This is a genomic window from Chitinophaga arvensicola (genome assembly GCF_900110835.1).
GTDB lineage: Bacteria > Bacteroidota > Bacteroidia > Chitinophagales > Chitinophagaceae > Chitinophaga > Chitinophaga arvensicola.
The window spans coordinates 249,511-262,927 of record NZ_FOJG01000001.1; the positions used below are offsets into that span (position 1 = coordinate 249,511).

The 13,417-nt window shown below is 44.9% G+C and carries 9 protein-coding genes; all 9 read left to right on the plus strand.

Annotated elements, in window-relative coordinates:
* The first annotated feature begins 122 nt into the window (after positions 1–122).
* Entirely contained in the window at positions 123–1,232 is a 1,110-nt protein-coding gene (gene serC / locus BMW79_RS01060) for a 3-phosphoserine/phosphohydroxythreonine transaminase (RefSeq protein ID WP_245752345.1), read from the plus strand.
* A 340-nt stretch (positions 1,233–1,572) separates the two neighbouring features.
* Complete coding sequence (locus tag BMW79_RS01065) at positions 1,573–2,169, plus strand: RNA polymerase sigma-70 factor (protein ID WP_089889387.1); 597 nt, start codon at positions 1,573–1,575, stop codon at positions 2,167–2,169.
* 57 nt (positions 2,170–2,226) lie between these two features.
* On the plus strand, positions 2,227–3,447 hold the full coding sequence (locus tag BMW79_RS01070) for a FecR domain-containing protein (RefSeq protein ID WP_089889390.1): 1,221 nt from the start codon (positions 2,227–2,229) through the stop codon (positions 3,445–3,447).
* A 230-nt stretch (positions 3,448–3,677) separates the two neighbouring features.
* Complete coding sequence (locus tag BMW79_RS01075; protein WP_177192006.1) at positions 3,678–7,253, plus strand: SusC/RagA family TonB-linked outer membrane protein; 3,576 nt, start codon at positions 3,678–3,680, stop codon at positions 7,251–7,253.
* 10 nt (positions 7,254–7,263) lie between these two features.
* Complete coding sequence (locus BMW79_RS01080; protein WP_177192007.1) at positions 7,264–8,598, plus strand: RagB/SusD family nutrient uptake outer membrane protein; 1,335 nt, start codon at positions 7,264–7,266, stop codon at positions 8,596–8,598.
* Positions 8,599–8,610: 12 nt separating this feature from the next.
* Positions 8,611–9,804 (plus strand): TlpA family protein disulfide reductase, encoded by a 1,194-nt coding sequence (locus BMW79_RS01085; RefSeq protein WP_218150263.1) that lies wholly within the window; start codon positions 8,611–8,613, stop codon positions 9,802–9,804.
* Between the two features lie 162 nt (positions 9,805–9,966).
* Positions 9,967–11,211, plus strand: a complete 1,245-nt coding sequence (locus BMW79_RS01090; RefSeq protein WP_089889398.1) for a DUF1015 domain-containing protein — start codon at positions 9,967–9,969, stop codon at positions 11,209–11,211.
* A 77-nt stretch (positions 11,212–11,288) separates the two neighbouring features.
* Complete coding sequence (locus tag BMW79_RS01095; RefSeq protein ID WP_089889401.1) at positions 11,289–12,155, plus strand: CPBP family intramembrane glutamic endopeptidase; 867 nt, start codon at positions 11,289–11,291, stop codon at positions 12,153–12,155.
* 95 nt (positions 12,156–12,250) lie between these two features.
* Positions 12,251–13,324 (plus strand): tetratricopeptide repeat protein, encoded by a 1,074-nt coding sequence (locus BMW79_RS01100; RefSeq protein ID WP_089889404.1) that lies wholly within the window; start codon positions 12,251–12,253, stop codon positions 13,322–13,324.
* Positions 13,325–13,417: the final 93 nt, after the last annotated feature.

Consider the following 13,417-nt stretch of genomic DNA (forward strand, 5'->3'; position numbering starts at 1 on the left):
ATTAGAAAAGAAATTTTATCTTTGCCTATACCATCTTTTAGCCTATCCTACACCACGCGCCTTACTGGTTTTAAAACACCCGTGCCGTTTTTTTTCCGTTTCCTTAGAAAAACCAAAACAAAGTGGAAAGATCAAAAAATGAATTTAATCTGAATCGCAACATGAAGGTGCATAATTTTAACGCAGGTCCTTCTGTATTACCCAACGAGGTATTGTACAAGGCCAGTAAAGCTCTGATTGACTTTGAAGGGTCTGGCATGTCTATACTGGAAATTGGCCACAGAACGCAACCGTTTATCGCGGTAATGGACGAGGCGCGCAACCTGGTGAGGGAACTGATGCAGCTTGATGACGACTTTGAAGTACTCTTTTTACATGGCGGAGCCACCACGCAATTTATGCAGGTGCCAATGAACCTGCTGGAGAGCAGTGAATCTGCCGCTTATGTGGATACCGGGGTATGGTCCAACAAGGCCATCAAAGAAGCAAAATTGTTTGGCTTCGCCGACGTTGTGGCGAGCTCCAAAGAAAGCAACTACAATCATATTCCCAAACAGTTCACCATTCCGCCACAGGCAAGCTATCTGCACATTACCACCAATAATACCATTTATGGTACACAGTGGCAAATGACGCCTGTTACCGACGTTCCCCTGGTAGCAGATATGAGCAGTGATATCATGAGCCGCAGCATGGACTTTAACAAGTACTCGCTGATCTATGCAGGTGTACAGAAGAACATGGGCGCCGCCGGTGCTACCATGGTCGCTATACGCAAAAGCATCCTGGGCAAGATAACGCGCAAAATACCCGCCATACTCGATTACAGGAATCATATTGATAATGGCTCTATGCTGAATACGCCTCCTGTTTTCGCTGTCTACATTTCCATGCTTACCCTGCGCTGGCTGAAAGAACAGGGTGGTATTCCTGCCATTGAGAAAATCAATGACAAAAAAGCAGCACTCCTCTACGATGAAATTGATCACAACCCTTTATTCCGAGGCACTGTGGTGAAAGAAGACCGTAGTAAAATGAACGCCTGCTTTATCATGGATAAGCCGGAAATGGAAGAGGAATTCCTGAAATTCTGTAAAAAAGAAGATATCATTGGCATCAAAGGACACCGTCTCTCCGGCGGATTCCGTGTATCTATGTATAACGCATTACCTTATGAAAGTGTGGAAGTAATGGTGGAAGCCATGAAATACTTCTCCCTGAAAAAAGCATAAGAAAACATTCATATAAGTGAGGCTGCCTCCAAAAGGTTAGCTTCTCGAGAACAGAAAAATATACGGCCCGCCCTCGCGGGCCGTATATTTTTTATATGGTTCCGATTTTTTTAATGGTTGTAATCTTTTGCATTGGCCGGAGAAAACGCGACTCATCACTAATCACGAAAATGTGCAGTATGCAGGCTAAACAACACCCAAGGCGTCTTTTTTTACCTGTTCTTTTAAGTAACTTTTACAATGCGTTCAGGAATAAAGAACCGCACCGTCGAATATCATTTCCCGATTTTATTATATGTTTACAACACATTTCCAACACTAACTGTTGATTTTCAAATAATTGAACCAAGACAGCACTAATAGGGACAGGTCTTTATTTTCACGCATTTCACAAAGCGATGATGCCGCTTACGCTGAAGTTTTCAACCAATATTTTGATCGGCTGAAATGGTATGCAGCCAAACTCCTCAAATCTGAGTTTTGGGCTGATGAAGTAGTTCAGGAAGTTTTTATTCATCTATGGGTGATTCGTGAGAAGATCGCCGCTGTAGAAAATCCCTCGGCATATTTGTACAAAATGACCGGTAACCGGTGTTTGGACAAGATCAGACGGCAGGAAACCGAAATTGAAATGCAATACGTCGCCAGCGCTATCATGCATGGAACCCAGGTCAGTTTCCAGGAAGGACAATATGATCTCCGCAAGATCGAAGGCTATATCCGGGAAGCGGTGTCCCTGTTACCGGAACAACGGCGCATAATTTATAAGCTGCAGCAGGAACAACGATTAAGTTACCAGGAAATCGCAGATCAATTATCAATTAGCCGTCATACAGTCCGCAATCAAATGGCTAAATCACTTCAGAGTATCCGAAACCATCTACTCGACAAAGGCCTGCTTTATCTCATTTTATTCAATTACTTATTTTTTTTCTGAAAATTTCACATGCCGATAGTACTGGGCCTTTAGTTATACGTCACACTTTTATACGACATGGATCACTCAGAACAAAACATACAACGTTTGTGGGAGCGCTATATCTCCGAAACCGCTTCAAAAGCTGAATTGCAGGAGCTTTTCGAATATATCAGGAATGCAGAGAATGATGCTTTAAACCAGGCAATTTCCGAGCAGGTTGTAAAGTCATACGCATCGGAGAGCATTACCTCTCATCCTGAAGATGTAGCCGGTGTCTGGCAAGCTATTCTCGCTGCCCGGTATACAGCTGCTAATGCGGAGTCTGGAAAAAATACGATCACACCAACCTATCGTGTACATTTCCTTCGCGGTTTGTGGTGGGCTGCGGCCGCCATCGTCGTGATTGGAACAACCGTTGCAGTTATGCTGTTTTCCGGCCATCAACCTAAATCCCCCGGAACGGACAACCAGGTTGCGGCTACGTCTGAAATTCTTCCCGGTATCAACCGGGCCGTGTTAACAGTTGGAAACAACCAACCCATCAACCTTTCAAATGATAAACAGGGAATATCGGTAGGAGCCACTATTGCCTACAACGATGGAGAACGCATTGCAGACATTGGTAAAACATTGCAACTCGCCACACCCCGTGGAGGCCAGTACCAGGCGGTTCTTCCCGATGGCACCAAAGTTTGGCTGAATGCAGCGAGCAGTATTAAATTTCCTTCAAAATTCCCGGTGGATAAAAGAGAAGTAGAAGTGAGCGGAGAAGTTTATATGGAAGTGGCGCAAAACAGTAAACAACCTTTTGTAGTAAAGACAGGTAGCACAGAGATCCAGGTACTTGGAACCAGCTTCAATATTAATGCTTATCCGAATGAAGAAGTGCAAAGAACAACATTAATAAGTGGCGCTGTAAAGGTTGTAGCAACTGCCCGCGATGAGAATGCCGGTAATAGTGACCAATATCGCGAGAGCGTCATATTACAGCCCGGCAAACAAGCATTTTACAATCCTGCCAAACAACAAATGGAAGTACAGCCCGCAGACATAGACCAGGCAATCGCCTGGAAAAACGGGATTATCTATTTTGATGGAGCAACGTTGCAGGAGATCATGCGTCAGCTTGAGAGATGGTATGATATTAAAGTAGTATATGAGAATAACACAATTCCCTCCAGGCGGTTGGCAGGCAAAATGACAAGGGATGTTCCGTTCACAGGGCTATTAAAAAACTTAGAAAAATTAGGTATTCACTACAAATTACAAGACAGAACGTTAATTGTATCGCCATAAGGAAATAAAGTCTGAACCTGACGGTACTTTATACACCAGGGGTCTGCCATTAAAAACAAACCGGAAGTGTTGTAGCACTCCCGGCGATGTAGGCTGATCCAAAAGAAGGAATCCATTTTCTCAACCAAACATTGCAAATTATGCAAAAAATTGCTATTGGCAATTCGTGTCTGCATGCCCCGTTTTTCTTCCGGCATGTTAACTGGCTGCCAACTCAAATGATTCGAGTTATGAGACTACTCATGCTTTTTCTTTTCGTTGTCAGTCTGTCCGCTTATACCTCAGGTACAGCCCAAACCATCACACTTTCAGGCAAGCATCTTCCTTTTAAAAAGGTTTTTACCGCAATCGAAAAGCAGACCAGTTATGTAGTGGCGTATGACCCCGAATTGATTCCTGCCAACCAAACTGTTTCCGTTTCTGTGAACGATTCACCGCTTCCTGATTTTTTGAAGATGATTTTAAAAGATCTGCCAATTGAATATGATATCCAGGGCAAAACCATTTTTCTTACCAAAAAAAATGATAAAAAAACATCCTCACTATCTTCTTCCGATCAATTAACATCGGAAATTCCTGTACCGGTCAGGTTTCAAATTCTTGACTCCTTTGGCCGGCCACTTGCAGGCGCATCTGTTGCCGTAAAAAACAATAAGCAATCAGGCATAACGAATACAGAAGGAACACTCAGTTTGCATGTCAACAAAGGCAATATTGTTACGGTGTCTTTTGTCGGATATCAAACGTATACCATTACTATTACAGCATCTATTCTTGACAATGGCGCTATCAGCATTACGCTAAAACCGGCAGAGGCAGTATTAGGTGCAGTAGAAGTTTCCACTATTTCAACTGGGTATCAAAAAATAAAAAAGGAACAGCTTACAGGTGCCGCTTCCGTAATGTCTGAAAAAGAATACCAGCAACGCACAGCGGTAACGGGCAATTTTTTGGAAAGCCTGGAGGGTAAAGTGCCGGGACTGGTGTATAACGGTCAAACCGGTGAACTGACCATTAGAGGGGTGTCTACTTTCGATGCGGTGAAAAAACCATTGATTGTGCTGGATGGCTTTCCTACGGAGATTGATCTGCGCACTATTAATCCGCTGGATATCGTATCAGTCAGCGTGCTGCGCGATGCGGCAGCAGCTTCCATTTACGGTGTCCGCGCTTCCAATGGTGTAATAGTAGTGGAAACACGCAGGGGGAAATCGGGTAAGCCAGTCTTCAATGCGCGCGTTGTACAGGCATTTCAGCCCAAGCCGGATTTCAGCTATCTGCAATATGCACCTGCCAGCGAGTTTGTTCAACTGCAAAAAGATAAATTCAATATTGAACAAACATCCTTTCAGAACTACGAATTGGGCTATTACAAAATGAACCCGGTAGAAGAGATCCTGTTCGGTAAAACACAGCTGTCTGTTTCCAATCCTCTCCTTACAGATGATCAGGTGAATCAAAAACTGGCCGCTCTTGGCTCCTATGATAATCTGAAAGATTATGAACGGTTGTTCTACCAGCATCGCCAGACCACCAACCTCAATTTAGATGTAAGCGGTGGCACGGATAGAAGTACCTACATGATGGGCGTAAATTATATTGCAGAAACAGGGGTGAACCGGAGATCTGAAAACAAACAGATCATTCTCAACCTCGCCAATACATTTAAATTCACTGATTGGCTGAAATTCGATTTCAGGGGAACTTACCTCAGCCTCAAAGATTTGAGCGGCAATACACCAGCCTATTCCGACTTCCTCCCTTATGAACGGCTCACCGATGAAAATGGGAATGCCCTTGCGGTGTCCCTGGATCCCGGCCGCGATTATATGTCCCGCGCCATCACCAAAAAACGGAATGATGCACTGCAGGCCGCAGGCCTGTATGATCAGTGGTATTATCCTTACAAAGAATTGTATGGAAACACCAATACAAGCAAAGGGTCTGGAGCCCGCTTCCAGGGTAGATTTAATGTGAAGGTCACCAACTGGTTAAACATGGACCTTGGCGGCAACTATGAAAACCAGAGTACAATACTGGATCAGCTGCAAACAGAAGACACTTACAAAACCCGCACATTGGTATCTGCCATGGCGAAGAAAGATCCGGTTACAGGCCAGGCTCTCTTCATCAATATGCCCAAAGGGGATATCCTGATGAAGACCAATCAGCGCATAACCAACTATACCGCACGTCTGCAGCTGAACCTCAACCATAGGTCCGGTGATCACGATATCTCCGGTATCCTTGGACTGGAAAGAAAACAAACACTCACCGAATCTTACAAAACTTCCTTCTTCGGATACAACGGGCAAACCCTTATCAGCAAGCCTATCAATATGTCTGCGCTGAACGCCACTTCCAACTCTCCTTATGAAGAACTTGGCATCCGGCGTTTCAAAAGCACAGATTATTTCAATCAAAAGGAAATAGATAACAGGTTCATGTCTTATTACGGGCAGGGAACTTATATCTATCGCGACAAATACATTCTGACCGGTAGTTTCCGTATTGACCAGTCGAACCTGTTTGGTGTAGATCCAAAGTATAAATATAAACCGCTCTGGTCTGCCGGAGTAAACTGGCGTTTGAGCGAAGAGGAATTTGCGGAAAACTGGAGCTGGGCAAAGAACCTGCAGGTGCGTGCAGCCACCGGGTTCAACGGGAATGTGCCAAACAGCAACAACGGCGCCTTCCTGATCCTTTCATCAGGGTTGAACACAAAGCTTAATTCACCGCTTGAATACAATGACGTGCTCTCTCCGGAAAATCAATCCCTGCGCTGGGAAACCACGCAGAACTACAATTTCGGTGTCGACTACACCTTGTGGAACAACAGGATCTCCGGCTCAGTGGATTATTACATAAAGAAAAGCACAGACGTTTTCGGTAACCTCGACGCAGATCCTACAACAGGATTTAACCAGTACAATGCCAATACTGCGTCTATCCGTAACAGTGGTCTCGAATTCCAGGTCAACAGCCAACTGGTTATGAAAAAACGCTTTGCCTGGCGATTGCAGGTAACCAGCTCCTTCAACAACAATAAGGTGCTGGCCATAAAAGCCACTGAATTTGCGCACTCCGATTTGATCACCAGCGGCGCACTGTTTGTACAGGGGCTTCCAATGAATGCGCTGTACAGCTACAATTATGGCGGTCTGAATGCAATGGGGCAACCCTTTGTATATGACAGGAAGGGTAATCAGAATGTTCTTAAGTTCTATGATTTTTTTGGTAATGCAACAGTGGACGTAACCCGGGAAGACCTGATCTATAACGGCACCACGACTCCTAAATATGTATTGGGACTGAATAATCAGTTCAGCATCGGCGCCTTTGATCTCTCGTTTTTGTTCATGTATTACGGAGGTCACGTAATGAGAGTGGAACAACCCAATCCCTATAATATCCGTATGTCCGCCAATAATCCACTGAAGGGTTCTGCTGATTTCTGGCGGAAACCGGGCGATGAGAAATTCACCAATATCCCCGGTTATGTAAACGACGCCGCTCCCGGCTACTATCAAACCACCGCCTTGTCTGGCTACGAATATGCGTCACAGTTTGTGCGTAAAGCGGACTATATCCGCTTGAGGGACCTCATCGTTACTTACAATGTGAGGGGAAGATATTTCAAAAAGATGGGATTGATTAATCCGCAGGTGCGTCTCCAGGTACAGAATCTTTTCCGCTACACATTCAGCGGCAATGATATCGATCCTGATGCGATTGATCGCGTGTCGGGGGTGCGTACATTGGAAACTCAACCTTTTTACAGCCTTACGCTTTCCACTTCTTTCTAAAACGAACTACATGAAGAACTATCTTTTCATATTGATATTTTTTTCGGCGGTATCTTTTACTGCCTGTAATAAATACCTGGATGTAAAACCAAAGGGACTGGTGATCCCCGAAAAACTGGCGGACTATGAAAGTATGCTGAACTCACCTACCATGGTCCAGACATTTCCTATCAATCTGCTCGATTTTACGGATGATGTTTTCATTGCAACCGATGCAGCGAGCCAGTCGCCCTCAAACAACGGCTATTGCTGGAAGCGGGTACTTACCGTCGATGAAAAGGCGAGTCCTGATGTTTGGGGACCGATTTATCGCTGTATCTATGATGCCAACGTGATCATCAACGGTGTGCCTGCTGCTCCTGATGGGACCAAAGAAGAAAAAGATAAAGTGATAGCCGAAGCAAAGGTGATCCGCGCAAACAATTACCTGGAATTATTGACCGTTTTTGCCAAGGCCTATTATCCTGCTACGGCGGCCACTGATCCAGGTATGCCGATGGTAACGAGCACTAATGTAACAGACGCCGCGCCTGCCCGCTCCAGCTTAAAAGCAACGCTGGACGCCATCATTGCCGATGTAAAGGCGGCTATTGAAGTACTGCCTGCCTCCAATCTGAACAGGTACAGGTTAACGAAATATGCCGCCGCCGGTTTGCTCAGCCGTATCTATCTGTATATGGGCGATTTTCCCAATGCTGCAATTTATACCGACAAGGCGCTGGAAGCCACGCATACACTCCTGGATTACAACTCGTATGCCAGCTCATACGACGTGCCGGTGTATGATCTCAACCCGGAAGTACTCTGGCAGCGGGCTTCAACCGGCACTCCCATCTTTATGGTCTATTCGGAGGATCTCAACACTTATTTCAACAGTTCTGATCTCCGTTACAGTTTCCTGGCCATTTCCTTCGGCAATGGCAAAATTATCCGTCTTTCTTTCCCCGGCGAGTACAGTTTCGGTATCAGTTTCCCTGAAATGTACCTGACAAAAGCAGAACTGCTGGCCAGGAACAATCATCCCAATGAAGCGATGGACATCGTGAACATGATCAGGAAGAAGCGAATCATAACTGACGATTATGCAGATCAAACTGCAACTTCCGCAGAAGATGCCCTGGCAAAAGTATTTGCAGAACGCAGAAGGGAACTGGCTTTCAGCGGTCTCAGGTGGTTCGATATGAAAAGGCTGGACCGTGAAGGACGGATGCCTGAAGTGCAAAGAATCAATAAAGAAACAAACAAGGTGGAAGCCCGATTGGCGTCCCATAGTCCTAATTATACATTCGAGATTCCTGTGCGGGTACAAATGTTCAATCCCGGAATGGAATTGAATCACAAATAAAATAATATACTCATGAAACAAACACTGATCGCCTTACTACTCCTGGCGACTGGCAGTCTTTTTGCGCAAAAAAGTCCCTACAGCGCTGCCGTTTCCGATGATCTGCTGAACAACAAAGGAGCAACATTATCCAGGTATCTTCCGATGGCGGATAGCAATACATTCTGGGCAGCTGCATTCTTCGTTGGGCCGGACGAGTTCCTAGGAAAACTGGAAGCCTTCAAAAAAGAAATGCTGGCTCCGATTGATAAAGAGCAGGATGCTACGCTCAAAGAACTGAAAGTAAAAGACCTGGATTATTATACCCGCAACCTGGTCAATGTTTACATTATTAGTTATGGATGGGATTCCCTTCCTGGTGCGGATGGTGAAACAAAACATCTGAAAAGATTATCACCCGAAGAAAGAGCAAAACTGGATAAAAAAACATTTGAAGGAGGAAATCCAGGCGAACCAGTGGCATTGTTCAAACGTTCTGGTGCTTATCGTCAATGGCTGGAAGACTATCTCACACAAGAATTCTTCAAGAGACAACGTGACGGCAAATACCAGGGTGATACCACCCTGCGCGATGGCGGTATGTATGTGGCAAAGCTCCGTATAGTACAACAAGAGGTCACTGATCCCTTCATCAAAGAATATCTCAGCTATAACCCGGCCGCTTTCCTGATGACAACAGCAAAGAACGAAACAACACGTCATGAAGCGTATAATACTTTTATGAAAGTTGCTTCCAATGTGGAAGCAAAAAATGAACTGAAACAACTACTGGGGTTGATGACTTCCAATGCGATGGCCCCTGAATTCAACTATGCAAACGTAGACAACCGGAAAGTGGCGCTAAAAAACCTTCGTGGCAAGTATGTGTACATCGATGTTTGGGCAACCTGGTGCTCCCCCTGCAAAGCAGAAATCCCCTTCCTGCAGCAGGTGGAAAAAGATTACCATGGTAAAAATATTGAGTTCGTGAGCATTTCAATAGATGCCGATAAAGGAGAATGGGAAAAATATGTTCGCAACAATAAACTGGGAGGAATCCAGTTGATCACCGACAAAAAAAACTTTGAATCGGAATTCATCCGAAAACTATACGTCGCGGCCGTTCCCCGTTTCATACTGGTAGATCCGAAAGGCAGGCTTGTTTCCGCCAATGCGCCAAGACCTTCAGACCCTGAGCTGAGGGTAATGCTGGATAAGCATTTGTAAGCATGCTGCCGCCGGCAATCTTCTTCTCAGTAGTTCCCCGATTATCTATTGTTACATTTATTCCTGACGAGCAGGGGCTGACCAAAAGGTCAGCCCCTGCTCTGTGAGTGGCGATCCGTAATTTTTTTATCATTACATTTACTATTCACATATCTCTACATTATGGCTATTATCAAACCTTTCAACGGATTAAGGCCTAAAGAAGATTTAGCAGCAAAAGTAGCTGCAAGGCCCTACGACGTACTCAGTTCAGAAGAAGCAAAAGCAGCGGCTGCCGGTAACCCTTACTCATTTTATCATGTTTCAAAATCTGAAATAGATCTCCCCGAAGGCACGGATACACACAGTCAGCCGGTATACGACAAAGCCGCAGAAAACCTGCGCCGCTTCGTCGATGAAGGCACGCTCTTCCTCGACCCTCAGGCTGCCTATTATATCTATAAACTGGTTATGAACGAACGTGCCCAGACAGGCCTGGTATGCGTATCTGCCATATCAGACTATAATAACGGCATCATTAAAAAACATGAATTCACCCGGCCCGATAAAGAACTGGACCGGATTAATCATATTAAAACCACGAAAGCCCAGACCGGCAACGTATTCCTCGCCTACAACGATGTACCGGAAGTTAACGCCCTCATCGATCAATGGCAGGAAAACAACCAACCGGTATATGATTTCACTGCGGAAGATGGTATACAGCATACCATCTGGGTAGTTAATACCCCTTCCGCCATCGAGAGCATTACCTCCCTGTTTGCGGAAAAAGTACCGGCTACCTATATTGCCGACGGCCACCACCGTGCCGCCTCAGCCAGTCTCGTGCAAGCTGCCCTGAGCAAGGAAGGAAAGATCACCTCAGTGGAAAACCCGGCTAACTATTTCCTGACTACCATTTTCCCTGCCAGTCAGCTCGCCATCCTGGATTATAACCGCGTAGTGAAAGACCTCAACGGCCTTAGCAAAGAGGAACTCCTCTCCCGCCTGGATTATGATTTCACTGTGGAAGATGTGGGCCACCTACCACAGCAGCCCGCGATGCTCCACGAATTCAGTATGTACCTTGAAGGCAGATGGTATCGCCTGGTAGCAAAGGAAGGCACCTACACCACCGATCCAATCGGCATCCTGGATGTTACTATACTTTCCAATAACATCCTCGACAAAATACTGGGCATCAAAGACCAGCGCACTGATAAGCGGATCGACTTTGTAGGCGGTATCCGTGGCCTCGGGGAACTGGTAAAACGGGTAGACAGCGGTGAAATGAAAGTAGCCTTTGCCATGTATCCCGTTACCATCCAGCAATTGTTTGATATTGCAGATAGCGGAGAGGTAATGCCACCAAAGAGTACGTGGTTTGAACCGAAACTGCGGGATGGATTGATTACACATATTATTTAAATACAATTATTACTTCCCCGGCTGCTAAGAGCCGGGGAGCTTTCCCTATATTCATTTCCCCCTATACCCAACTACGTATGAAAACAACCGAATCAACCCGGTCTATTTTTGATGATGATCCTTTACTCGTTACAGAGAAAAAGAAGTACTTCCCTACAATCGGCCAGGCATGGCTGATACCGGTTTTCAACTTCGCCCTGATAGCTGCTTTCTCCCTGTTGTGTGGTGCAATAGGAAATTTGATGAACCGCTCCTTTATCGAAGACAACCTGCTGATGGCTACATGGATGATTATCTTATTCTGTTGCATGATGCTAACCTCGCTGGTTTACACCTACCACCGTAAGACAAAAGTGGAACCTGATTATAAGTTCCGTATCGAAATACCATCCCCCGCCATATTATTCACAGGCCCATTCCTGATGCTTGTTCATTATATAGTTACTTTCGGCATACAGGAATGGCTCCATCTTAGCTTAATTGATTCCTGGGAGCCCATATTCGGTATTATCCTGGAAAGACCTGTATTCTATTGCTGCATATACTTTCTCATTGACCCTGTTATCCAGGAATGCCTGATGAGAGGTGTATTGCTGGATAGCTTTCTCAAAAGCCATTCTCCGGTCAAGTCTTTCTTAAATGTTGCAGGTATTGCACTGGCTTTCAGTTTATCGCCTCATTCTTTTTTCTATTCTATCACTTTTTCCGTGCTTATGTGCTGGATATATATGAAAACCAGGAATCTGGGTAACACCATTTATCTTCAGCTTGTATGCAGCATCATTCCGGCGGTATTTGTATATTTCGTGAAGGATCAACCACAAAATATGCTAATGGAGGTGCTGAATAACCCTGCCCTGGTAGGTATAGGCGCTATTGTGGGCATTGTCTGTATCATTATACTGCAAAACAGCTTCCTGTCAACAAATAAAGCAATAAAGTAATATAACGACCAGCATTCCTCCATCTCCCTGCTCACAGATTGATCTGTGGCACATTACCCCATTTTCCTTACTTTTACAACAAACGACAGACAGGGATGAACATACGGTCTTCTTTATTGAAAGCACTTTTTGTTGCGGGAGTTTTATTTTCACAAGTAGCGGTTGCACAGGATGCCAAAGAGTTGTACAATACGGCCACCGGCTTTATTCGTACCGGTGATTATTCTAATGCCATCCTGGTATTGAACCAGGCATTGCAATTGGAGCCGGATAACTTTGAATTAAAAAAACAACTTGGTTTTACCTATTATCTGAAAGGGGATCTCATAAAAGCAAAGAGTGTTGTAGAGCCGCTATTAAGCAGCAAGGAAGCGGATGTACAGGTATTCCAGATTGCCGGGAATATTTATGTGGGCAGGGAGGAGTGGAAAACAGCACAGCGCATGTACGAACGCGGTCTTAAGAAATTCCCCAACAGCGGCGAGTTATACAATGATAACGGCACCCTGCTGATGAACTTCAAAATGTACGATGGTGCCTTGCGCAGCTGGATCAAAGGCATTGAACAGGATCCCACGTTCCCGGGCAACTATTATAATGCTACCAAAACTTATGATTTCAGTAACAACCCGCTGTGGTGCATCTTATACGGCGAAACCTTCATGAATATGGAAAGTTTCACCACCCGCACGGCTGAAGTAAGGAATATTGTGCTGGAATCTTACAAGAAATTATTCAATGATCCTTCCCTGTTTGAAAGCGCCATTACGGACGACAGGAAGGGCAAAAAAGGCAGCAACGACTTTGTGGAGGCCTATAAAGCCTGCATGGGCAAGCAAGCAAGTGTGGTGACAGGAGGAATAGATCCGGATGTTTTAATCATGGTGCGTACCCGCTTTATATTGGACTGGTATAATTTTTATGGTATGAAATACCCCTTTGCCCTCTTCGATTATCAGCGAAGCCTGTTACGGGAAGGGATGTTTGAATCTTATAACCAGTGGTTGTTTGGCCCGGCTGCCAACCAGGCCAATTACAAAGCATGGGTAGGATTACATAAATCCGATTATGATGCTTTCCTGAAATTTCAACGTAGCAATCCGTTAAAGCCGAAACCGGATGAATATTACAACGATGGACGGTTTACGCTGATCAATTCCGGGTATTAGTATTTAGATATTTTTTGATTTACAGGTTTAGTCATTTAGTTGCTGTAGCAACTGAATGACTAAATCCGTAAATTGTAAATCTCAAAATCTGAA